Below are 21,516 nucleotides of genomic sequence, written 5' to 3'. Positions count from 1 at the left end.
CTGGCGTCCGCCCCGCCCGAGTCGCCCGCGTCGCCGTTCTCGGCCTCCGGGCCGTCGGCTCCGGGGCGGCCGTCCGGTCCGGCGTGGCGGGGCGGCCCGGGGCGGCGGTTTCGGCCGGGGCGGGTGCGGTCGCCCCCGCGGCCGATGCGGCCCCCACAGCCGACGCTGCCGAGGCGGCCGGCGTGGCCGGTGAGGCCGACATGGCCGACGTGGCCCGTGTGGGCGGGCTGGCCGGCGGGTCCGGGGCGGGGGGCTTCGGGGCCTCGGTCCGTGGCTTCGGCAGCTGGTTCGGGGGCGTCTGTCGGGGCACCCAGGGGTCCTTCCGTGTGCGGCGGCGCAGGAGTGGCGGTTGCCTGGGAGGGAGGGGCCGCCGTAGTGCCGTACGGGCCGGCGGCCGGAGCCGTTCACGGGGCTCGGCAAACACCGGGCAAACAGCGCGGTGGGCGCCCGCCCCCGGACCGACGGGAGGACCGAAAACACGTCCGCATGGTGAAATCCGGGGCCCTGTGGCAGCGTGATTCTCGCCACCCTTGATAGGTGTCGCGCTCAGATGAGCGGATCTTGGGCGACTGCACCTCATCAAGAGATGGCACTCAGTGCCACGACTTGATCGTTCATCGATCGAACTCACTCGTGGCGAGAGCCGCTCATATGAGCGGTTTGACCCGCCGGAAGGCCCCTCGTCGTTCAAGAAGTGAAAACATCCGGCCCTGACGACTTGCCAACCCTTGACTTTCGATCCGCTGGCGGACCGCTGGTTACGGGCGCATGACGCGCGAGTGGACGTACCCACAAGCCTTTGATCTGGGTATGTTCCTCGCCGTCAGGGCAGCCACCGCGTCCTCGAGGAGTCGAGACCCGTGTCGGAAAACAAAGATCCCCAGGTAGCCGAACGCGGCAACAGCGTTGAGGGCGTGAAGTTCGTCTACGACTTCACCGAGGGCAACAAGGACCTCAAGGACCTCCTCGGCGGCAAGGGCGCCAACCTCGCCGAGATGACCAACCTGGGCCTCCCCGTCCCGCCGGGCTTCACCATCACCACCGAGGCCTGCAAGGTCTACCTCGACAGCGGCGAGGAGCCGGCGGCACTGCGTGACGAGGTGAGCGCGCACCTCGACGCCCTGGAGCAGAAGATGGGCAAGAAGCTCGGCCAGGCCGACGACCCGCTGCTCGTCTCCGTCCGCTCCGGCGCGAAGTTCTCCATGCCCGGCATGATGGACACCGTCCTGAACATCGGCCTGTCCGACAAGTCGGTCCAGGGCCTGGCCAAGCAGGCCGGCGACGACCGCTTCGCCTGGGACTCCTACCGCCGCCTCATCCAGATGTTCGGCAAGACCGTCCTCGGCGTCGACGGCGACCTCTTCGAGGAGGCCCTCGAGAAGGCCAAGGAGGCCAAGAAGGTCACGGTCGACACCGAGCTGGAGGCCGCCGACCTCAAGAAGCTGGTCACCACCTTCAAGAAGATCGTCAAGAAGGAGGCCGGCCGCGACTTCCCGCAGGACCCGCGCGAGCAGATGGACCTCGCCATCAAGGCGGTCTTCGACTCGTGGAACGGCGAGCGCGCCAAGCTCTACCGCCGCCAGGAGCGCATCCCGCACGACCTCGGCACCGCCGTCAACGTCTGCTCCATGGTCTTCGGCAACCTCGGCCCCGACTCCGGCACCGGCGTCGCCTTCACCCGCGACCCCGCCTCCGGCCACCAGGGCGTCTACGGCGACTACCTCCAGAACGCGCAGGGCGAGGACGTCGTCGCGGGCATCCGCAACACCGTCGCGCTCGCCGAGCTGGAGCAGATCGACAAGAAGTCGTACGACCAGCTGATGCAGATCATGGAGACCCTGGAGAACCACTACAAGGATCTCTGCGACATCGAGTTCACCATCGAGCGCGGCCAGCTGTGGATGCTGCAGACCCGCGTCGGCAAGCGCACCGCCGGCGCCGCCTTCCGCATCGCCACCCAGCTCGTCGACCAGGGCCTGATCGACGAGGCCGAGGCCCTCCAGCGCGTCACCGGCGCCCAGCTCGCCCAGCTGATGTTCCCCCGCTTCGACGACGGCGCCAAGGTCGAGCAGGTCGGCCGCGGCATCGCCGCCTCGCCGGGCGCGGCGGTCGGCAAGGCGGTCTTCGACTCGTACACCGCCGTCAAGTGGTCCCGCTCGGGCGAGAAGGTCATCCTGGTGCGCCGCGAGACCAACCCCGACGACCTGGACGGCATGATCGCCGCCGAGGGCATCCTCACCTCGCGCGGCGGCAAGACCTCCCACGCGGCCGTCGTCGCCCGCGGCATGGGCAAGACCTGTGTCTGCGGCGCGGAGGAGCTGGAGGTCGACACCAAGCGCCGCCGGATGACGGTGCCCGGCGGGCACGTCGTCGAGGAGGGCGACGTCATCTCCATCGACGGCTCCACCGGCAAGGTCTACCTCGGTGAGGTCCCCGTCGTCCCCTCGCCCGTCGTGGAGTACTTCGAGGGCCGGATGCACGCCGGCGCCGACGACGCCGACGAGCTGGTCGAGGCCGTGCACCGCATCATGGCCTTCGCCGACCGCAAGCGCCGGCTGCGGGTGCGCGCCAACGCCGACAACGCCGAGGACGCGCTGCGCGCCCGCCGCTTCGGCGCCCAGGGCATCGGCCTGTGCCGCACCGAGCACATGTTCCTCGGCGACCGCCGCGAGCTGGTCGAGCGCCTGATCCTCGCCGACACGCAGGACGAGCGCGAGGAGTCCCTGAGGGCCCTGCTGCCGCTGCAGAAGAAGGACTTCGTCGAGCTGTTCGAGGCGATGGACGGCCTGCCCGTCACGATCCGCCTCCTGGACCCGCCGCTGCACGAGTTCCTGCCCGACATCACCGAGCTGTCGGTGCGCGTGGCCCTCGCCGAGTCCCGCCAGGAGCCGCACGAGAACGAGCTGCGCCTGCTCCAGGCCGTGCACCGGCTGCACGAGCAGAACCCGATGCTGGGTCTGCGCGGCGTACGCCTCGGCCTGGTCATCCCCGGCCTGTTCACCATGCAGGTCCGCGCCATCGCGGAGGCCGCCGCCGAGCGCAAGAACGCCAAGGGCGACCCGCGCGCGGAGATCATGATCCCGCTGGTCGGCACCGTGCAGGAGCTGGAGATCGTCCGCGAGGAGGCCGACAAGGTCATCGCGGAGGTCGAGGCGGCCACCGGCACCAAGCTGAAGCTGGCGATCGGCACGATGATCGAGCTGCCGCGCGCCGCGCTCACCGCCGGGCAGATCGCGGAGGCCGCGGAGTTCTTCTCCTTCGGCACCAACGACCTGACCCAGACGGTGTGGGGCTTCAGCCGCGACGACGTGGAGGCCAGCTTCTTCACCGCGTACCTGGAGAAGGGCATCTTCGGCGTCAGCCCGTTCGAGACGATCGACAAGGACGGCGTCGGCTCCCTGGTCCGGTCCGCCGCGAAGGCCGGCCGCGCCACCCGCCCCGACCTCAAGCTCGGCGTCTGCGGCGAGCACGGCGGCGACCCGGAGTCCGTCCACTTCTTCCACGAGGTGGGCCTGGACTACGTCTCCTGCTCGCCGTTCCGCATCCCGGTGGCCCGCCTGGAGGCCGGCCGCGCGGCCTCCCAGTCGGAGGGCAGCGACCACCGGTAGCCACCGATGAAGCCCCGGAGTCCTCGTCGTGGTCCCCGACCCTCATGACCGATTGCGACGAGGACTCCGGTCCACGAAAAAGGGGCGGCATCCTTGTGCGGGGATGCCGCCCCTTTCGTCCTGCGCCGCGGTCGCTCGCCCACGGTCACGTACGAGACCTGCTGTCCCGCGCCGGCCCAGGGCTCAGGTCGAGCACCAGCACGTCATGGAGGGCGGCGCCGTCCCAGGGGATCGCCTCGCCGACCTTGCGGTAGCCCCACGACCGATAGGCGGCCTGTGCCGCCGCGCTCGCCGGATGGACGTCGAGCAGCACACGCTCGGCCTCGACGGCGCCGAGCAGGGTCTCGTGCAGGCGGCGCGCGACGCCCTGCCCGCGCCACCTCGGCCGTACGGCCAGCTCCATCAGACCGAAGGTGCGATGACCGTCCTCACGGCGCATCTCGTCGGACACGGGCTCGGTGAGCGAGTCCCACCAGCCGGTCCCCGGTCCCAGGACATAGCCGTACGCCATGCCGACGGGGGTACCGTCCGCGGTGCGGGCGAGGGCGGCCCGGAACGTGCGCCTGCGCGTCTGGGAGCGGAAGCGGCGGAAGGCCGCCGTGACGTCGTCCCGGGTTTCGCGGTAGGGCGGTTCGGAGAACGCCTCGGCGTACACGAGGGCGAAGTCGCCTTCGGCCCTCCCGGCGGCCGGGCCGTCCAGTCCGTCGACGGTGACACCCTCGGGTCCCTCGGCGGTGACGCCCTCGGGCGCGGTCATACGATGCCTCCCCGCACGGTCTCGCGGATGCGGTCCCCGCACTCCCGGGCGGCCGCCGAGTCGATCCGGGCCACGGCGTGCCGGAACCCTTCGACCTTGCTCAGCAGACGCGGCGACGAGATCCCTCCGCATGCGTCGAGCGCGGTGGTCATCTCGGCGCACGCCTCCTCCGCCTCCCCCGCTTCGAGGAGCACGCCCGCGAGTCTCACCCGGTACGAGGCGCTGTTACGGAGGAGATCACCACCGATGCCGCTCACCGCGGCGCGCAGAAAGGGCACGGCCCGCCGGGGCTGCCCCGCGCGCACGTACATGTCCGCCGTGGCGTAGTCCACCTCGAAAGGACCGACGAACCGGGCCCAGCCGGGCACCTCGACGTCTGCGTCCACCCTGCCCTGCCGGCTGACGGCACGGCTCAGGGCGCGGCGGGCTGCCGTCAGGTCCCCCACATGGGTCGCCACGTTGGCGTCGCGCAGCGCGATGATCAGGTGCACGGTGTGGCCGGCCCCCGCCTGCCGGGCCAGTCGGTAGGCGTTCTCCACCGCGCTCGCGGCCTCCCACGCGCGGTCGGACCTGACGGCCAGGAGCGTGAGCGTCTCCAGCACGGAGACCTGGAGCAGCGGATCGTCCACGAGCTGGGCGGCTGCCAGAGCTTCCATGCAGGCCGCGCGTCCCTCGGCGAGGCGCCCGCCGTCGTAGCCGTACCAGGCCCGGTGCCCGTGCAACTCGGCGAGTATCGTCTGGAGTTGACGGCCGACGCGAGCGGTGTACGAGGCTGTGCCGAGGGCTCGTGTCACCTCGTGTTCGATACGGCACGCCTCGGCCATGGCCGGCACGCTGCCCTTGCTGTGGTCCGTCCGGTACAGACTGTCGAGCCGCCTGCGCAGCCGGACGAGATCACCGGCGCCGATCCGCGGCCCCGAGCCGCCGGGAACCACGGCCGTCGCGGCGAGAGCAGCGGCGTCGGCGACGAAAGTCCTCCGCCCCACCCCTTCGGTGTCGCCGATCGGCGCGGACACCGGCACGCGGTGCTCCGGAACGTCGAAGCCCATGTCGGAGAGGGGAATCCCGAACAACGCCTCCAGGACGACCTGCTGACTGGGATGCGGCAACGGCGGAGGGCTCTGGCATTCCCAACGGCGCAACTGCCGAACGCTCAGCGACGCGTCGACGCCGAGCCGCGAGGCCTCCTGCCGGAACGTCAGGACGAACGACTGCTGCGTATGGCCCGCGGACTGCCGTAATCGCGCGATCTCGTTGCCACCGGTACCTCTGTTGCCACCGGTACCTCTCATGAGCTTCTCCCCACCGCTGACGACGTCCCCACCGTAACGAGTGCGCGGCGGCCGCCGGCGAAAACGTCCGCCTGAACGTCCGCCTCGACGCCGTCCGGAACGCCACTCCTCGCGGTGGAATGGAGGCTCGCCTGAGCACTTGGCGGCAGGCTCATGCTCTGATGCCCGAAACCCCGGCCCGAACAGGAGACACATGCACACCATCGAGTACGAGGCGAAGGCGCTGGGGATCGATCCGGATGCCATGGCCGAGCGGATCAAGGCGGCGGGCGGCAGCTTCCAGGGCGAACGGCTGATGCGCCGCTACGTCTACGACACCGTCCCCCCGGTGGAAGGGCGTTGGGTACGCCTGCGGGATTCCGGCGACGCGGTGACGCTGTGCGTCAAGACGATCAGCTCGGACGAGATCGACGGCACCCGGGAGACCGAGACGACGGTCGGTTCGTTCGAGGACGCTCACGCGCTGCTCGGGCTCATGGGACTCACGCCCCGTGGTTACCAGGAGAACCGGCGTTCGTCCTGGCTGCTCGACGGCGTGCGGCTGGAGATCGACGCATGGCCCGGCATTCCGCCCTACCTGGAGATCGAGGGCGACACCGAGGAACAGGTATGGGAGGCCGCTGACCGTCTCTCCATCACGCGGTCCGACCTGACCAGCGAGAACACGACGAAGGTGTTCGCCCGCTACGGGATCGATCTCGACTCGATCGGCGAACTCCGTTTCACCTGAACCTCTTTGCGACCCGTCGGCGGAGTCCCCGGACTCCGCCGGCCAGGAGGCGGCTATGACCGAACCGAACGCATTACCGGTCACGGTGGTGCAGGACCGAACACTACGCGTCAAGATCATCGATGCGTGCGGCCTGGCGTGCACCTTCTGCCACAACGAAGGCACCCCGGTCACGACGGACAACATCGGCCGCCCGGCCGGGCAGTTCACCGGGGCACCCGGGCGCTCCGGCCGGGTCTCGATCTACCTCGCGACGAACGGCGCCGGGTTCCTGCCGGAGCGGATCAGCGCCGACGAGGACTTCGCGCTCGCCCTCGCGGCAGTGCGCGGCAGCCTCCCGACGACCGAGGTGCACTTCACGGGCGGCGAACCCACCTTGCACCCGGAGCTGCCGCAGCTCGTCCGCATCGCCCGCCGGATCGGCTTGACGGTCGGGCTCACCAGCAACGGCGAGAACGGAGCCGCCGTTCTGCCCGAGTGCGCGGCGGCCGGACTCGACCGGATCAACCTGTCCGTCTTCGGTACGACGCCCGAGGAACTCGCCGCCGTCCAGGCTCCGCGCCTCGCCTCCTCGAAACTGGCGCAGCGGAAGCTGGACGCCCTCGCCGCCACGATCGACAGCGCCTCCAGACATGGCGTGAAGGTTTCGGCGAACATCGTGATCCCGGATCACGACCATGTGGCCCGGGTGCTCCGCGTCATCGAGGAACACGGGCGGGCCGTCACCGTACGCATGCTCGTGAACCTCGAGGACGACGGGACGTCCCTCGCTGCGATGCGAGAGGTGGTGGACCGCCTCGGAGCGGTTCCGGTCCGCCGTATCGTCACCGCCGGGGCATCGGATCAGCGCATCCGCTACCGGCTCCCCGACGGCCGCACCCTCTATGCGAAGAGCATCCGGCCCGTCCGGCTGCCGGACACCTGCGCAGGGTGCCGGTTCGACGAGGAACGGGACTGCCAGGAGGGGTACTACGGCGTGCGCATGTACCGGGCGCGAAACGGCCCTTTCATGATCGGCGTCTGCATCCAGCGCATGGATCTGTGCCTGACGCTGGGCGAGTTCGTGATGAGCCGGCGTTGCGCCGAAGTCCGCACCTTCCGCGAGGAGGAGACGGCTCGGCTCACCGCCTTGTACGCGTCCGCGTCCGCGATGCGCTGAACAGCGGGCCGGCGGCCACGACAAGGCCGGACGGCGGCGCCGAAAGGCGGCACCCTGTGGGGGTGCCGCCTCTTTCAGGTGGGCGGGGGATCAGTCGTTGTCGGTGTGTTCGCGGACGACCGTGCCCTTGGCCGCGTCGATGTCGTACGTCGTCTTGGTCCAGTTGTCGGTGGAGACGACGTCGACGGACCAGACCGGCTTGTCGTCCTTCTCGTCGAGGTCGACGGCGGTCACCTTGCCCTTGGTCTTGTCGGTGGCGACCTTGGCCGCCTGGGCCGGGGTCTGGGTGGCCTTGCGCAGCCGGTCGGCGATCTTCTTGCGGTCGTCGGCGTCCTGGTCCGGTTCGGTCTGGCTGCGGAACACCTTGCCGGTGGCCGCGTCGACCTCGACCCAGTGGACCGTGCCGTCGGCGGTGGCGACCTTGGTCTGCCACTCCGGGGCGCCCGCGGCGGGAGCCGGGTTCGGGGTGGCCACGCTGGGCGTGCCCGTCGGCGAGGACTTCGCCTTGCCGGAGACGCCCTTGAGCTCGATGGCGATCAGCTTGCCGCCGGAGACCTCCTTGACGGCGGTGCCGGCCGCCTGGTCCCAGGTGACCTTCGTCTTGGAGAGCAGGTCCCGGCGCTGGGTCTGGTCCTGGGTCAGCGACTGGTGGGGGGAGGGCGAGGCGGTGGAGGTGGGACTGGCCGCTGCCGCCTCGGCCACACTCGACCCGGTCGAGGTGCTCGAACAGCCAGTCATCAGGAGAGCGGAACCGCCCAGGGCGCAGATCGCGGCGATCGAACACAGGGGCGGAAGACGTCGCGCAGTGGTCATACCACTGTGGGTAACCGCCGCCGCACAACGCGACACCGACCCGCCGGACAAATCACCACAATGGCCGCCCCGGGTCGGGGCGGGGCGGCCGGGCCGGACTCAGAGCGACGCGCCGCTGTCGATCACCAGGTCCGTGCCGACCAGGGAGGCCGCCTCGTCCGAGGCCAGGTACAGGATCGCGGCGGCGACCTCCTCGGTGGCCGAGATACGGCCGAGGGGGAGCGTGGCCCGGGCGCGCTCGGTGCGGTCCGCCTCCGACTCGCCCGGCCGCAGCGACATCCCCGTGGCGGTCGCGCCGGGGCTCACCACGTTGATGCGGACGCCGTCACGGATGTGGTCCAGGGCCGCGCCGCGGCTGAGCGCGGTCACCGCCGCCTTCGTCGCGGCGTACGCGGCGGCCCCGGGCGAGGCGGTGTGCAGGCCGAAGTTGGAGGAGACGTTGACGATCGCGCCGCCGGACGGCTGGGTCCGCATCCGCCGCACCTGCGCCTGGAGGGCCAGGAAGACGCCGGTGACGTTCACGGCGAGCTGGCTGTGCCAGTCCTCCTCCGGCAGGTCGGCCAGGGTCCCGCCCCGGAAGATCCCGGCGTTGTTGACCGCCACGTCCAGCGAGCCGAAGCGGTCCACCGCGGCCGCGGCCAGCGCCTCGGCGTCGGCGGCGCGGGACACGTCGGCGGGCGCCGCGAGCGCCGTGCCGCCCCGCTCCTCGATCAGCGCGACCGTCTCCTCCAGCGGCTCCCGGCGGCGGCCGGCGACCACCACCTGGGCGCCCTCGGCGGCGAGGGCGAGCGCCACCGCGCGGCCGATGCCGGAACCGGCCCCGGAGACGAGGGCGGTGCGGCCGGTGAAACAGGCGCGTGCGGCCGGGATGCCGGCGGTGGTGCCTGAAGCGGTGGTCATGACTCTCCCCTTGTCCTGGCCGGTCTCATCGGGACCGGTCACTTCATCTTGACCGTTCGTTCCATTATCGAGGGAAAAAGAAGCGCGCCCACCGGTCGGGGCGCGCTCGCTCAGTCCAGTAGCGCCAGTGCCTGCTCCACCGCGTCCCGCACACGGACCGGGTCCGCCGTCGCCTTGCCGACGACCCGTACGCCCTGCAGCAGCACCAGCAGGGTGCGGGCCAGGGCCAGCGGGTCGCGCCCGGCGGGCAGTTCGCCCTGGGCCTGGGCGCGGACCAGGGCCGAGTGCAGCAAGGTTTCCAGGTGGTCCCAGTTGCGCTCGACGTACCGCGCGGCGGCCGGGTCGTGCGGCGCCAGCTCGGCCGCCGTGTTGGTCACCATGCAGCCGTTCAGGCGCAGTTCGGCGTGGGTGGCCTCGGCGGCGTAGCGGCGCACGACCGCGCGGACGGCCGGCAGGGCGGGGCCGGGCTGCGACAGCTCGCGCACGATCCGCGCCATGCCCGCCCGCTCGTAGCGGTCCAGCGCCTTCAGGTACAGCTCGTGCTTGTTGCCGAACGTGGCGTACAGGCTGGCCCGGCCGATCCCGAGGTGCTCGACGAGGTCGGCCATCGACGTCGCCTCGTAACCGCGCCGCCAGAACAGCTCCAGGGCCGCCTGCAGCGCCGCGTCGGGGTCGAACTCCTTGGTCCTGGCCATGACGCGCAGCCTAGGTCCGTCTGGAACGATCGGTCAAGATCGGTCCTGTCGGGAGCGCGGCCGCCCTGCCTCCGCTACCGGTGCGGCCTCCCGGCCCTACCTGTGCGGCCTCCCGGCCCTACCTGTGCGGCCTCCGCTACCGGTACGGCCGCCGTTCCCGGTACGGCCTCCGCTACTGCGCCCGTACCTCGTACGCCGCCACCCGTACCGTCTCGTCGTCCAGGCACTGCCCCGAGGTCAGGTCGAAGCGCTGCTTGAGCAGGGGTGAGGCGACGTACGGGCGGCCCCGGTCGGCGCCGGTCAGGCCGCGGGAGAGGACCGCCGCGCCGGTGAACGGGTCGCGGTTGTCGATGGCGTACAGCCGGCCGGAGCGGTCCCGGAACAGGGCCGCCTGCCGGCCGTCCGGCAGCAGGGCGGCGACCCCCCGGCCGGGCAGCAGCGCGCTCAGGTCACAGAGAGGGAACCAGCCTTCGGGCAGGAGGAGTTGGACCTTCGGGTCGGCGGCCCCGGAGGCCGGGCCGGGAACTTCGGGAGCCGGGGCGGTCTCGGGAGCCTCGGGGGTCAGGGCGTCGGGGGTCAGGGTGTCGGGGATCAGGGTCATCGCGGGGTGCTTCCTTCCGGTACGTCGGCCGCCGCGCCGTCCCCGACCGTGCCGGCGCCGGCGGCGGCGAGGGCGCGGGGCGGCAGGCCGATGGACAGCAGCGGCAGATCGGGCTTCATCTGGTCGCGCTCGGGGACGAAGGCGACGACCGGGTCGGGGGTGTCGGGAGCGTTGACGAAGGAGACGAACCGGGCGAGCTTCTCCGGATCGTTGACCGTCTGAGCCCACTCGTCGCGGTAGTGGGACACATGCGCGGCCATCAACGCCTCCAGCTCGTCGCAGATGCCGAGCGAGTCGTGGACCACCACGTCCCGCAGATGGTCCAGGCCGCCGGGCAGCCGCTCCAGCCACACGCTGGTGCGCTCCAGCCGGTCGGCGGTGCGGATGTAGAACATCAGGAACCGGTCGATCAGCCGCACCAGTTCGGCGTCCGACAGGTCCTGCGCCAGCAGGTCCGCGTGGCGCGGGGTGGCGCCGCCGTTGCCGCCGACGTAGAGGTTCCAGCCGTTGGCCGTGGCGATCACGCCGAAGTCCTTCGACTGCGCCTCCGCGCACTCCCGGGCGCACCCGGACACCGCCGACTTCAGCTTGTGCGGCGAGCGCAGCCCCCGGTAGCGCAGCTCCAGGTCGATCGCCATCCGCACCGAGTCCTGCACGCCGTAGCGGCACCAGGTCTGCCCCACACAGGACTTCACGGTCCGCAGCGACTTGCCGTACGCGTGCCCCGACTCGAACCCGGCGTCCACCAACCGCGCCCAGATGGACGGCAGTTGCTCCACGCGCGCGCCGAACATGTCGATCCGCTGGCCGCCGGTGATCTTCGTGTAGAGGCCGAAGTCCCGGGCGATCTCGCCGATCACGATCAGCTTCTCGGGCGCTATCTCGCCGCCGGGGATGCGCGGCACCACCGAATAGGAGCCGTTCTTCTGGAGGTTGGCCAAAAAGTGGTCGTTGGTGTCCTGCAACGCGGCCTGCTCACCGGCCAGTACGTACCCGTCCGCGCCGATCGCCGGGGCGAGCGAGGCGATGACCGAGGCCACGGCCGGCTTGCAGATCTCGCAGCCCTCGCCGCCGCGCGCCTCCTCGCGGCCGTAGCGGTCCAGCAGTTCCCGGTAGGAGGCGATGCGCAGGGCGAGGACGATCTCGTACAGCTCCTCGCGGGTGCGGGCGAAGCAGCCGCACAGCCCCTGGTCCACCTCGATGCCGCCCGCCGCCAGTTCGGCGTCCACCAGCTGGGTCAGCACCTTGACGCAACTGCCGCAGCCCGTACCGGCCTTGGTGCACTTCTTCACCTCGGGCACGCTCGTGCAGCCGTGCTCGGCGACCGCGCCGCGGACCGTGCCCTTGGTGACGTTGTGGCAGGAGCAGATCACCGCCTCGTCCGGCAGGGCGGCGGGGCCGAGCCGGGCCGGGGCGCCCGCGCCCGCGGGCAGCACCAGCGACTCGGGGGCGACCGGCGGCACCGAGCCGGCGAACGCGCGCAGCGTGCCGTACGCCTCCGCGTCGCCGACCAGGATGCCGCCGCGCAGCGTGCCGTCCCGGCCGATGACCAGCTTCTTGTACAGGCCCGCGCGGGAGTCGGAGTAGACCACGTCCAGGCAGTCGCCGGCCGTGCCGTGCGCGTCCCCGAAGGAGGCCACGTCCACACCGAGCAGCTTCAGCTTGGTGGACAGGTCGGCGCCCGTGAACGTCAGCGCGCAGGCCTCGTCGTCGGCGATCGCGGCCGCCGCCGTCTCCGCCTGCTCGTAACCCGGCGCGACCAGCCCGTACACCCGGCCGTCCACCGCCTGCGCGCACTCGCCGATCGCGAAGACGCGCGGGTCGGCGACCGTGCGGCAGTGCGCGTCCACCACGATCCCGCCGCGCTCGCCGACGGTGAGCCCGCACGCGCGGGCCAGTTGGTCGCGCGGACGGACCCCGGCGGAGAACACCACCATGTCGGCGGCGAGTTCGGAGCCGTCGGACAGCTTCATGCCGGTGACCGCGCCGCCCGGTCCGGTGGTGATCTCCTGGGTGCCCGTGCCGGTGTGCACGGTCAGCCCCATCTCCTCGATGGTGCGCAGCAGCGCCGCGCCGCCGCCCTCGTCGACCTGCACGGGCATCAGGCGCGGCGCGAACTCCACGATGTGCGTGGCCAGTCCGAGCCCCTTCAGCGCGCCGGCCGCCTCCAGCCCGAGCAGCCCGCCGCCGACCACCGCGCCGGTCCGCGCCCCCGCCTTCGCGTACGCCTCGATGGCGAGCAGGTCCTCGATGGTGCGGTAGACGAAGCAGCCCTCGGCGTCCTTGCCGGGCACCGGCGGCACGAACGGGTACGAGCCGGTGGCCAGCACCAGCACGTCGTAGCCGACGGTCAGGCCCGAGCGGGCGGTGACGGTCCGCGCCGTACGGTCCACGGCGACCGCCGGATCGCCGACGTGCAGCTCGATGCCGTGCCCGGCGATGAACCCGGCGTCGGTCAGCGAGAGTTCGTCGGGCGTGCGGCCCGAGAAGTACGAGGTGAGCTGGACGCGGTCGTAGGCGGGGCGCGGCTCCTCGCACAGCACGACCACGCGGTGCGTGGCGGTCAGGCCGCGCTCGGCGAGCGCCTCCAGGAAGCGCTGGCCGACCATGCCGTGGCCGACGAGCACGATCGTGGGGCGGGGCCGGTCACGAAGAGCCGTCGTGGACATCAGGAGCCTCCGTCAGGGTGTGCGGGTGACGACCTCGGGGTGTGCGGGGGTGCGGGGCGGGTGATGGGTGCGGGTGGCGTGGTGGCGGGGGCCGCACGGCGGGCGGCCGCACGGCGGGCGGGCCGGTCACCGCCGGTCGCCGCCCCCCGCGGGTCCGAGGTCATGCCCCTGAGCGTGCGGCGCGGACGTTACCCGTCGGCATCCCGTCTGTTTCCCCGACGGAACGCTGCCCTCAGTGCCCCGCCCGGGCGGGTGTGAGGGGTCTGCGGCACGGCGGGGAGGAGGTGTGAGGCGGGGCGGGCGGCGCCTGGCGGGGCGACGGGGGCGGCCGGGCGAGGAGGCGGCGTCACCGCCGCCGTCGAGGGTGCGCGTGCCAGGGTGCGCGTACCTCAGAAGTCCCTCAGCTCCATGGACCGTACACACGTCCGGTCCCTAGGGTCGTGATCATGCCCGACATATCGCTGACCGTCGTCGCCCTGCTGTGCCTCGCCGCGCTCGCCGCCGGCTGGATCGACGCCGTGGTCGGCGGGGGAGGGCTCCTGCTGCTGCCGGTGCTGCTGCTCGGGCTGCCCGGCTCCACTCCGGCCGCCGCCGCGCTGGGCACCAACAAGGCGGTCGCCATCGTCGGCACGACCGGCGCGGCGGTGACGTACGTCCGCCGCGCCCCGGTGGACGTCCGCACCGCCGTGCGCATCGGCCTGGCCGCGCTCGCCGGGTCCTGCGCCGGGGCCTTCTTCGCGGCCGGGATGAGCACCGATGTGCTCAAGCCGGTGATCATGGTGGTGCTGCTGGCGGTCGGCGCGTTCGTGATCCTCAGGCCGTCCTTCGGCACCGCTCCGGCGCCCGGCCCGGTCTCCCGCCGCCGGGTCCTCGCGGCGATCGGCCTGGCGGGCCTCGGCATCGGCTTCTACGACGGCTTCATCGGCCCCGGCACCGGCACGTTCCTCGTCCTGGCGCTGACCGCCGTCCTCCATCTGGACCTGGTGACCGCCTCCGCCACCGCCAAGATCGTCAACTGCTGCACCAACGCGGGCGCGCTGGCCACCTTCGCCTGGCAGGGCGTGATCCTGTGGCAACTGGCGGCGATCATGGCGGTGTTCAACCTGGCCGGCGGCATGCTGGGCGCGCACACCGCGATGAAGAAGGGCAGCGGCTTCGTCCGTGTCGTCCTGCTGACCGTGGTCTTCGCCCTGGTCGCGAACCTGGCGTACCAGCAGTGGCTGGCCTAGGAACCGATCCGGGGCGCCGGCCGGCCCGGCAGCCGTGACGCCCTCGGCCGGCGCGAGCGGCCCGTTCAAGACCGGGGGAGGGGCGCTGCCCGAGACTGCCGTCATGACCGAGCGACGCACGTTCACCCCGGCGACGGGCCGCCTGCCCGCCACCCGCTCCCCGTCCTCAGCAACCTGCCAGGTACGCGCCCTCAGCGGTACGCGCCCTCAGCGGCTCCCCGTCAGATGGGCGAAGACCACCACGTTGCCCTGGTAGCCGGTCGCCCTGGAGTAGCCGCCGCCGCAGGTGATCACCCGCAGCTCGGGGCGGTCGGCCGCGCCGTACACCTTGTCGTCGGGGAAGTCCTTCGCCTGGTACACCTCGATCGCGTCCACCGTGAACACGGCCACCCCGCCGTCGCGGCGGTCCACCTCGATGACGCTGCCCTTCTTCAGGGCGCCGAGGTCGTAGAAGACGGCCGGGCCCCGGGTGTTGTCGACGTGGCCGGCGACGATCGCGGTGCCCCGCTCGCCGGGGGTGGTGCCGGACTCGTACCAGCCGGCCAGGTTCTTGTCGTCGGCGGGCGGCACGTCCAGGCTGCCGGCGGGGGTCAGACCGAGGCCCATCAGGGGGGCGTTCACCCGGATCGAGGGGATGCGGATGCGGGTGGGCGGGGACGGCGGCAGCGCGGGCGCGGTGAGCCGTTCCTCGCCGGGATCGGGGGTGCCCTCGGCCGCGGCGGGCTGCGGCGGGGCGTTCGTCGTGCCGGCGCTGTGCAGGAGCCACGCGCCCGAGCAGAGGGCGACGACGGTGACCGAGGCTATGGCGGTGTTGCCGATCCTGCGCATGCGTTCCCTCTTCCGGCTTCCGGACAGGCCCTACGGTGCCCTGCCCCCTCCGGGCGACGAGGGGCGTCGCGCCCGGAGGGGGAGGGACGTGCGGTACCGGCGGACGGACAGCGGAGGGTGTCCGTCAGATCCCGTCGCCTCTCGCCCGGCGATGCAGGAGCCAGGTACCGCCCGCGCCGGCGACGGCGAGCGCCGCCACTCCGGCCGCGGTCTGCACGGGGTCGCGGCCGAGTGCGCCGCCGACCCCCGTCTTCACACTTCCCCGGGGCCGCACCTGCTCCTGCCCCGGCCGCACGGTCAGCGCGACGACCAGGTCGCCCCGGACCTCCCGGCCGCCCTCGGCGCACTCCGCGACGATCTCGTACGTCCCCGGCTGCGCGCTCTCCGGCACCCGGAACCCGCCGGTCGCGTCGCCGCTGCGGGCGCCGGGCGCCAGCGGGAAGGAACCGGCGCCGACCGCGCTCGCGTCGCCCGCGGCGGCCGCCGTACCGCCGCAGGCCTTGGTGTTCACGGTGACCTGCCCGCCCGGCTCCACCGAGTACGGCAGCACCTCCAGCCCGCTCGCGGCCGAACCGGTGCGCGGAGCGGCGAGGAGAGCGACGCCGCGGGCGGGCGCGGCCAGGAGAGCGACACCGGTGGTGGCGGTGACGGCGGCGAGGGGCGCGGCCCCGCGGACGGGCGCGCCGCGGTCGGGTGCGGTGACGAGAGCGGTGTCCGCGCCGTAGGCGGGCGCGGCGAGCCCGCTCACGGCGGCGACGGCGAGCGCGGCCCCGGTCACGGCCCCGGCCGTGGTGCGGACGGTACGTCGCATCGGTGCTCCCTGAAGCTCGGCGGACGGGACACGACCCGCGGCACCCGCATGTGCCGCCGTCGCCGCGCCCTGCCCTTTCGAGGTAAGAGGCACCGGGGCCGACCCGCTTCCTGAGGGAGCGTCAGAAATACGGTGAACGGGTGCCGAAACGCCGGGCGCGGGGCACGCGAAGGCGGGCGTTTGGGCAGGTCAGCGCGGTGCTCCTGACGAGCCGTCGGAAACTACCCGAAGGGCGCAGGGCGCGGGTGTGAACGGGTGACCGGACCGGCGGGCGGCCGGCCCGCGAGGCCGGAACTTGACCTCAAGATAACTTGAGGTACCAGTCTCTCCCGCATGGACACCACGCCGGGCGCCCCCGCCCCCCTGAAGGTCACCCTCATCGTCGGCAGCAACCGTCACGGCCGCTTCGGCCCCGTGGTCGCCGACTGGCTCCTCGCCCGTCTGCGCGACCACGGCGGCATCGCCGCGCAGGTGGTGGACGTGGCCGGCACGGCCGCCCTGCCGACCACCCTGGAACGCGGCCCGCGGACGGCGGCGGCGCTCGCTGACATCACGCCGAAACTCGCGTCGGCGGACGCGTTCGTCGTCCTCACCCCCGAGTACAACCACTCCTACCCGGCCGGCCTGAAGAACCTCATCGACTGGCACTTCACTGAGTGGCGGGCCAAGCCCGTCGCCCTCGTCTCCTACGGCGGGCTGGCGGGCGGCCTGCGCGCGGTGGAGCACCTGCGCCAGGTCTTCGCCGAACTCCACGCGGTCACGGTCCGCGACACGGTCTCCTTCCACAACGCCGGCGCGTCCTTCGATGACACCGGCCGTCTGAAAGACCCGTCGGACCCGAACGCGGCGGCCAAGTCGATGCTGGACCAGCTGACTTGGTGGGGTCACGCCCTGCGGGATGCCAGGAAGCGGCGGCCGTATGGGAGTTGACGTACGGATGCCGCCGGCGACTCATTCCCACCGGCGCCCGTGGTACGGCAGTCGGCCGCGTCGTCGCCGGACGAGGCATCGCCGGAGAAGCCGAGCGAAAAGCCTGCGTGATATCTTTTTTCCAGAGTGTATATACAGCTCTCGGGAGGCCCATATGAGTCGCACAGTGATCGATCTCGACGACGAGGCTCTCGCCGAGGCCGCCCGCCTGCTCGGTACGACCACGAAGAAGGAGACGGTCAACGCCGCGTTGCGGGAGGTCGCGGATCGGCGACGGCGGGCAGCCGCGGTGAAGCGCATGAGGCAGATGGTCGCCGCAGGGGAGATCGACTTCTCGCTGATCGAGGAGCCCGGGGACGAGCCGGTCGCCGGGACCGAGGCCTCATCGAGTGATTCCCCGTCAGGCGGGGAGCATCACGCCGCGTGAACGAGACCTTCCTCATCGACACGAGCGCGCTGATCCGCTTCTACCGCGGCCAGGCCGGCACGCAGTGGGACCAGCTCGTCTGTTCCGGACTGGTCGGACTGTGCGAGCCCGTACGGCAGGAGTTTCTGCGAGCCGTCGGCGGCAGGCCCTCGTACTACGAGGCGGACACGCTGCTTCGGGAGACCTTTCCGTACTGCCCGACGCGGGACTTCGCCTGGGAGGACGCGGCCGAACTCCAGCAGGCGCTCGCCGATCGTGGCTGGCACCAGTGCGCGAGCCCTGTCGATCTGCTGGTGGCCGTCACCGCCGGGCATCACAAGATGACCGTGCTGCACGAAGACGCTGACTTCGAGACCATCGCCCGCGTGACGGGGCAACCAGTGCGCCGCATTCTCGCCGGGTGACGACGGTCGCCACGTCCGCGGACGTTCCCATCGAACCCACCCTCGCCCCACCCTCACCCCACCCCCGCCAACGCCCGCTGCACCCCGTGCTCCCGCGGGCCGAGGAACTTCGGGTCCGGGCGGAAGACCGCGTCCAGGGCCGCCTTGCCGGCCGCGAACACCTCGCGGGCGCCGCCGTAGTACCAGGTGACGTCGTGCACCGCGTCCACGCCGACGCCGTAGGAGTCGACGCCGGCCGCGTCGCACAGGGCCACCGCGCGGCGGATGTGGAAGCCCTGGCTCACCAGGACCGCCCGGTCCACCCCGAAGACCTTCTTCGCCCGCACGCACGAGTCCCAGGTGTCGAAGCCGGCGTAGTCGCTGACGATCCGCGCCCCGGGGACGCCGTGCCGCGTCAGGTACGCGCGCATGGCGTCCGGCTCGTCGTAGTCCGTGCGGCTGTTGTCGCCGGTCACCAGGACCACCTTGATCCGGCCCTCGCGGTACAGCGTCACCGCCGCATCCAGGCGGTGCGCCAGATACGGCGACGGTTCGCCGCCGTGCCACAGGCCCGCGCCGAAGACGATCACCACGTCCGTGCGCGGCGCGTCCGCCGTGGTGCGCAGGCGGTCCCCGGTGGACACGTACAGCCACGTCGCCGGGAGCAGCGCCAGCACGCACACCGCCATCACGGCCTGCACCAGCCGCCGCCGGCCGGCCCGGGTGCGCGGCAGCCGCGGCCGAAGGCGCGCTGGCCCGCCCGACGGCCGGCCCGACGGCCGGCCAGACGGAGTGTCTGCCGGGCGGTCCGACGGGCCGACCGGCGGGTGGTCCGTCGGAGTTGCCGCGGGGTGGGCCGTCGGGCTGTCCGCCGGGGGATCCGTCGGGCTGCCTGCGGCACTGCCGGTCGGTCGGCGCATGGGTCGGTCCCCTCCTCGGACGGCCCGGACGGGCCTCGACCAGGGAAGACGCGACCCGGGGGAGACCGGTTCACGCCCTGTGTACCACCCTTGGAACAGCACCGCCCCCCGTCCGCACGCCGCCCCCTCCCCGGCCTCACCTCACACTGCCCCGCCCCGCTCCGTGAACCCCCCGCAAACACCCGTCACCGCCGTGCAACGGCGGGGCAACCCGCCCCGGCGACGATGGCCGCATGACGCCGCTCACCCGCACCCCGCACGACCCGCCCGCCCTCGTCCTCGTGGCGCACGGCAGCCGTGACCCACGCGCGCGGGTGACCGTCGACGCCCTCATGGAACGCGTCCGGCGGCTGCGCCCCGCCCTGACCGTCCGCCTCGGGCACATCGAGCTGAACGAGCCCCTGCTCCCCGACACCCTGGCCCGGCTGAGTCCCACTGGAACCACCGGAACCGCCGCCGAGTCCGAAGCCCGTACCGCCGCCGAGTCCGAAGCCCCTGCCGCCGCCGTACTCGTGCCCCTGCTCTTCAGCCCCGGCCACCACGTCAAGCACGACATCCCCGAGACGGCGGCGAACGCACCGGTACGCGCGCGCGTGGCCGCGCCCCTCGGCCCGCACCCGCTGCTCGTGGACGCCCTGTGCGCCCGGCTGGCCGAGGCGGGCTGGCGCACCCCGCGCGACGAGGCGACCCGCCGCGTGAGCGCCGTCGTGCTCGCCGCCGCCGGGTCCCGCGACCCCGACTCGGCCGCCGGCACCCGCCGTACCGCCCGGCTCCTGGCCGAGCGGGTCGGCGTACCGGTCGTCCCCGCCTACGCCTCCGCCGCCGCGCCGACCGTCGAGGCCGCCGTACGCGCCCTCGCCGAGCGAGGCCGGCACCGCGTCGCCGTCGCCTCCTGCTTCACCGCCCCCGGCCGGTTCGCCACCGAGTGCGCGAAGGCCGCGCCCTGGATCGCCGCCGCCCCCCTCGGCGACCACCCCGCCCTGGCCCGCCTGGTCCTGCACCGCTACGACCAGGCACTCGGCCACTATGAGGCACTCGGCCACGACCAGGTCCTCGACCACCACCAAGCACCCGGCCAAGACGACGCGCTCCTCCCCGGCCACCCGCTCACCGTCCACCCGCCCCGCACCCTCACCCCGGCGGCCTGAGCCCCCGCCCGACCCGGGGACTCGCCGTCGGCACCCTCCGCCCCGACCGCCCCCACCCCGCCGGAAACCTCCCCTCCGTATCCCGATTGTCACTGCCTGCCCTTACTGTCGAGGCATGGAAGGGATCGCCCCCGGGGCACGCGAGGCAGCCGAGGCAGCAGGGCCGTACGAGAACCAGCTCCCGCCCGACGGCTACGAGACGTCGGCCGTCGAGCGCTGGGCCGCCGAGCCGGACAAGCGGCCGGGCCGCACGGCGTTCCAGCGCGACCGCGCGCGCGTGCTGCACTCCGCCGCCCTCAGGCGCCTGGCCGGCAAGACGCAGGTGGTCACGCCGGGCACCCGCGGCCTGGCCTGGGACGCGAGCCCCCGCACCCGCCTCACCCACTCCCTGGAGTGCGCGCAGGTCGGCCGCGAGCTGGGCGCCGCCCTCGGCTGCGATCCCGACCTCGTGGAGGCGGCCTGCCTCTCCCACGACCTCGGCCACCCGCCCTTCGGGCACAACGGCGAACAGGCGCTGAACGAGTTCGCGGCCGACTGCGGCGGCTTCGAGGGCAACGCGCAGTCGCTGCGCCTGCTCACCCGCATCGAGCCCAAGCGGTTCGTGCCCGACCCGGTCTCCGGCGCCCTGGCCAGCGTCGGCCTCAACCTCACCCGCGCCGCCCTGGACGCCGCCACGAAGTACCCGTGGCCGCGCGGCGCCCACCCCACCGACCCGGCCTCGCCCAAGTTCGGCGTCTACGAGGACGACCGGCCCGTCTTCGACTGGCTGCGCAAGGACGCGCCCGGCACGCGCACGTGCTTCGAGGCGCAGGTCATGGACTGGGCGGACGACGTGGCGTACTCGGTGCACGACGTGGAGGACGGCCTGCACGCCGGCCACATCGACCCGGGCTGCCTGCACGCCGAGCCCGAGCGGCAGGCGGTGTTCGAGGTCGCCGTCGGCCGCTACGTCCCGGCGGACACCGACCCCGCCGAACTGGCCGAGGCCCTGGACCGCCTGCTGGCCCAGGAGTGGTGGCCGCACGGGTACGACGGCTCGGCCATCGCGCAGGCCCGCCTCAAGGACGCCACCAGCCAGCTCATCGGCCGTTTCTGCCTGGCCGCCGAGGGCGCGACGCGGCAGGCGTTCGGCGGCGGGCGGCTGACGCGGTACGGCGCGGAGCTGGTCGTCCCCAGAAGCACCCGGCTGGAGTGCGCCGTCCTCAAGGCGGTCGCCGACCGGTACGTGATGCAGCGCGCCGAGCAGGAGCGGCTGCGCGCCGACCAGCGGATCGTGGTCGCCGAGCTGGCCGAGGCGCTCACCGCGCGCGCCCCCCAGGCCCTGGAGCCGCAGTTCAGGGCCCTGTTCACGGAGGCCGCCGACGACCGCGCCCGCAAGCGCGTCGTCGTCGACCAGATCGCCTCCCTCACCGACGCCTCCGCCCGCTCGCTGCACGCGAGACTGACGGGGCGGACGGGGCCGAAGGAGCGCATATGACGCCGGCGGCGCGTTCGCCGGCACCCGTGGGACGGGAGTGACCCGAGAGACCGCGGCCGGGCCCCGGCGTGACCCTCCGTGGCCTGATCGGGCCACTCCCTCTTCCCGCATCACGCTGCGTGCGGGACGCTCGCACGTG

The 21,516-nt window shown here is 72.8% G+C and carries 19 protein-coding genes; 9 read left to right on the top strand and 10 right to left on the bottom strand.

Annotated elements, in window-relative coordinates; all coding sequences use genetic code 11:
- The first annotated feature begins 860 nt into the window (after positions 1-860).
- Positions 861-3,608 carry a pyruvate, phosphate dikinase gene (gene ppdK / locus K7787_RS27645; protein WP_223003322.1) on the top strand — a complete coding sequence of 916 codons (2,748 nt, stop codon included), beginning with the start codon at positions 861-863 and terminating at the stop codon, positions 3,606-3,608.
- A 145-nt stretch (positions 3,609-3,753) separates the two neighbouring features.
- Here the strand turns inward: ppdK and K7787_RS27640 are convergent, their stop codons facing one another.
- Both K7787_RS27640 and K7787_RS27635 read right to left on the bottom strand, forming a co-directional pair.
- Positions 3,754-4,365 carry a GNAT family N-acetyltransferase gene (locus tag K7787_RS27640; protein WP_223003321.1) on the bottom strand — a complete coding sequence of 204 codons (612 nt, stop codon included), beginning with the start codon at positions 4,363-4,365 and terminating at the stop codon, positions 3,754-3,756.
- The gene (locus K7787_RS27635; RefSeq protein ID WP_223003320.1) at positions 4,362-5,657 is read right to left on the bottom strand and encodes an NsdA family TPR-like regulatory protein; all 1,296 of its coding nucleotides are present in this window, start codon (positions 5,655-5,657) and stop codon (positions 4,362-4,364) included. The genes K7787_RS27640 and K7787_RS27635 overlap by 4 nt, the downstream gene beginning before the upstream one ends.
- 193 nt (positions 5,658-5,850) lie before the next feature.
- Between K7787_RS27635 and K7787_RS27630 the strand changes: the two genes are divergently transcribed.
- Both K7787_RS27630 and K7787_RS27625 read left to right on the top strand, forming a co-directional pair.
- Positions 5,851-6,387 carry a class IV adenylate cyclase gene (locus K7787_RS27630; RefSeq protein WP_223003319.1) on the top strand — a complete coding sequence of 179 codons (537 nt, stop codon included), beginning with the start codon at positions 5,851-5,853 and terminating at the stop codon, positions 6,385-6,387.
- Between the two features lie 55 nt (positions 6,388-6,442).
- On the top strand, positions 6,443-7,546 hold the full coding sequence (locus K7787_RS27625; RefSeq protein ID WP_164388849.1) for a radical SAM protein: 1,104 nt from the start codon (positions 6,443-6,445) through the stop codon (positions 7,544-7,546).
- A 90-nt stretch (positions 7,547-7,636) separates the two neighbouring features.
- Here the strand turns inward: K7787_RS27625 and K7787_RS27620 are convergent, their stop codons facing one another.
- From K7787_RS27620 to nirB, 5 genes are all read right to left on the bottom strand, one after another.
- A complete protein-coding gene (locus K7787_RS27620; RefSeq protein ID WP_223003318.1) occupies positions 7,637-8,359 on the bottom strand; it encodes a PepSY domain-containing protein in 723 nt (240 codons plus the stop codon).
- A 99-nt stretch (positions 8,360-8,458) separates the two neighbouring features.
- The gene (locus K7787_RS27615; RefSeq protein WP_223003317.1) at positions 8,459-9,259 is read right to left on the bottom strand and encodes an SDR family NAD(P)-dependent oxidoreductase; all 801 of its coding nucleotides are present in this window, start codon (positions 9,257-9,259) and stop codon (positions 8,459-8,461) included.
- A 110-nt stretch (positions 9,260-9,369) separates the two neighbouring features.
- On the bottom strand, positions 9,370-9,954 hold the full coding sequence (locus K7787_RS27610; RefSeq protein WP_009188479.1) for a TetR/AcrR family transcriptional regulator: 585 nt from the start codon (positions 9,952-9,954) through the stop codon (positions 9,370-9,372).
- A gap of 172 nt (positions 9,955-10,126) precedes the next feature.
- A complete protein-coding gene (gene nirD, locus K7787_RS27605; RefSeq protein WP_247721343.1) occupies positions 10,127-10,555 on the bottom strand; it encodes a nitrite reductase small subunit NirD in 429 nt (142 codons plus the stop codon).
- Complete coding sequence (gene nirB / locus K7787_RS27600; protein ID WP_223003316.1) at positions 10,552-13,224, bottom strand: nitrite reductase large subunit NirB; 2,673 nt, start codon at positions 13,222-13,224, stop codon at positions 10,552-10,554. The genes nirD and nirB overlap by 4 nt, the downstream gene beginning before the upstream one ends.
- Positions 13,225-13,670: 446 nt before the next feature.
- Here nirB and K7787_RS27595 point away from each other — a divergent pair, with 446 nt between their 5' ends.
- Complete coding sequence (locus K7787_RS27595; protein WP_169439615.1) at positions 13,671-14,453, top strand: sulfite exporter TauE/SafE family protein; 783 nt, start codon at positions 13,671-13,673, stop codon at positions 14,451-14,453.
- 207 nt (positions 14,454-14,660) lie between these two features.
- On the opposite strand, the gene K7787_RS27590 is transcribed toward K7787_RS27595, so the two are convergent.
- Positions 14,661-15,281: a class F sortase gene (locus tag K7787_RS27590; protein ID WP_009188474.1), complete on the bottom strand. Its 621-nt coding sequence runs from the start codon at positions 15,279-15,281 to the stop codon at positions 14,661-14,663.
- A gap of 124 nt (positions 15,282-15,405) precedes the next feature.
- A complete protein-coding gene (locus K7787_RS27585; protein WP_372456695.1) occupies positions 15,406-15,903 on the bottom strand; it encodes a hypothetical protein in 498 nt (165 codons plus the stop codon).
- 522 nt (positions 15,904-16,425) lie between these two features.
- On the opposite strand from K7787_RS27585, the gene K7787_RS27580 reads away from it, so the two are divergent.
- From K7787_RS27580 to K7787_RS27570, 3 genes are all read left to right on the top strand, one after another.
- Positions 16,426-17,022: an NADPH-dependent FMN reductase gene (locus K7787_RS27580; protein WP_223003314.1), complete on the top strand. Its 597-nt coding sequence runs from the start codon at positions 16,426-16,428 to the stop codon at positions 17,020-17,022.
- Between the two features lie 154 nt (positions 17,023-17,176).
- Entirely contained in the window at positions 17,177-17,449 is a 273-nt protein-coding gene (locus tag K7787_RS31970) for a type II toxin-antitoxin system VapB family antitoxin (RefSeq protein ID WP_043260795.1), read from the top strand.
- On the top strand, positions 17,446-17,853 hold the full coding sequence (locus tag K7787_RS27570; RefSeq protein ID WP_223003313.1) for a PIN domain nuclease: 408 nt from the start codon (positions 17,446-17,448) through the stop codon (positions 17,851-17,853). The genes K7787_RS31970 and K7787_RS27570 overlap by 4 nt, the downstream gene beginning before the upstream one ends.
- A 53-nt stretch (positions 17,854-17,906) precedes the next feature.
- On the opposite strand, the gene K7787_RS27565 is transcribed toward K7787_RS27570, so the two are convergent.
- A complete protein-coding gene (locus tag K7787_RS27565) occupies positions 17,907-18,521 on the bottom strand; it encodes a SanA/YdcF family protein (protein ID WP_247721344.1) in 615 nt (204 codons plus the stop codon).
- 464 nt (positions 18,522-18,985) lie between these two features.
- On the opposite strand from K7787_RS27565, the gene K7787_RS27560 reads away from it, so the two are divergent.
- Together K7787_RS27560 and K7787_RS27555 are read left to right on the top strand one after the other, a co-directional pair.
- Positions 18,986-19,900, top strand: coding sequence for a sirohydrochlorin chelatase (locus K7787_RS27560; protein ID WP_223003312.1), 915 nt, complete (start codon positions 18,986-18,988; stop codon positions 19,898-19,900).
- Between the two features lie 115 nt (positions 19,901-20,015).
- Entirely contained in the window at positions 20,016-21,377 is a 1,362-nt protein-coding gene (locus K7787_RS27555; protein WP_223003311.1) for a deoxyguanosinetriphosphate triphosphohydrolase, read from the top strand.
- The last annotated feature ends 139 nt before the right edge of the window (positions 21,378-21,516 follow it).

The organism is Streptomyces sennicomposti (assembly GCF_019890635.1).
GTDB classification, from domain to species: domain Bacteria; phylum Actinomycetota; class Actinomycetes; order Streptomycetales; family Streptomycetaceae; genus Streptomyces; species Streptomyces sennicomposti.
This window is presented reverse-complemented; position numbering and strand designations above follow the sequence as displayed.

Excerpts from the sequence above, each read along its gene's own strand:
- K7787_RS27555 (WP_223003311.1), top strand. The coding sequence starts at position 20,016 with ATGGAAGGGATCGCCCCCGGGGCACGCGAGGCAGCCGAGGCAGCAGGG.
- K7787_RS27625 (WP_164388849.1), top strand. The coding sequence starts at position 6,443 with ATGACCGAACCGAACGCATTACCGGTCACGGTGGTGCAGGACCGAACA.
- K7787_RS27595 (WP_169439615.1), top strand. The coding sequence starts at position 13,671 with ATGCCCGACATATCGCTGACCGTCGTCGCCCTGCTGTGCCTCGCCGCG.
- K7787_RS27565 (WP_247721344.1), bottom strand. The coding sequence starts at position 18,521 with ATGGCGGTGTGCGTGCTGGCGCTGCTCCCGGCGACGTGGCTGTACGTG.
- K7787_RS27580 (WP_223003314.1), top strand. The coding sequence starts at position 16,426 with ATGGACACCACGCCGGGCGCCCCCGCCCCCCTGAAGGTCACCCTCATC.
- K7787_RS27590 (WP_009188474.1), bottom strand. The coding sequence starts at position 15,281 with ATGCGCAGGATCGGCAACACCGCCATAGCCTCGGTCACCGTCGTCGCC.
- K7787_RS27560 (WP_223003312.1), top strand. The coding sequence starts at position 18,986 with ATGACGCCGCTCACCCGCACCCCGCACGACCCGCCCGCCCTCGTCCTC.
- K7787_RS31970 (WP_043260795.1), top strand. The coding sequence starts at position 17,177 with ATGAGTCGCACAGTGATCGATCTCGACGACGAGGCTCTCGCCGAGGCC.
- K7787_RS27635 (WP_223003320.1), bottom strand. The coding sequence starts at position 5,657 with ATGAGAGGTACCGGTGGCAACAGAGGTACCGGTGGCAACGAGATCGCG.
- K7787_RS27615 (WP_223003317.1), bottom strand. The coding sequence starts at position 9,259 with ATGACCACCGCTTCAGGCACCACCGCCGGCATCCCGGCCGCACGCGCC.
- K7787_RS27640 (WP_223003321.1), bottom strand. The coding sequence starts at position 4,365 with ATGACCGCGCCCGAGGGCGTCACCGCCGAGGGACCCGAGGGTGTCACC.
- K7787_RS27630 (WP_223003319.1), top strand. The coding sequence starts at position 5,851 with ATGCACACCATCGAGTACGAGGCGAAGGCGCTGGGGATCGATCCGGAT.
- K7787_RS27610 (WP_009188479.1), bottom strand. The coding sequence starts at position 9,954 with ATGGCCAGGACCAAGGAGTTCGACCCCGACGCGGCGCTGCAGGCGGCC.
- K7787_RS27620 (WP_223003318.1), bottom strand. The coding sequence starts at position 8,359 with ATGACCACTGCGCGACGTCTTCCGCCCCTGTGTTCGATCGCCGCGATC.
- nirB (WP_223003316.1), bottom strand. The coding sequence starts at position 13,224 with ATGTCCACGACGGCTCTTCGTGACCGGCCCCGCCCCACGATCGTGCTC.
- nirD (WP_247721343.1), bottom strand. The coding sequence starts at position 10,555 with ATGACCCTGATCCCCGACACCCTGACCCCCGACGCCCTGACCCCCGAG.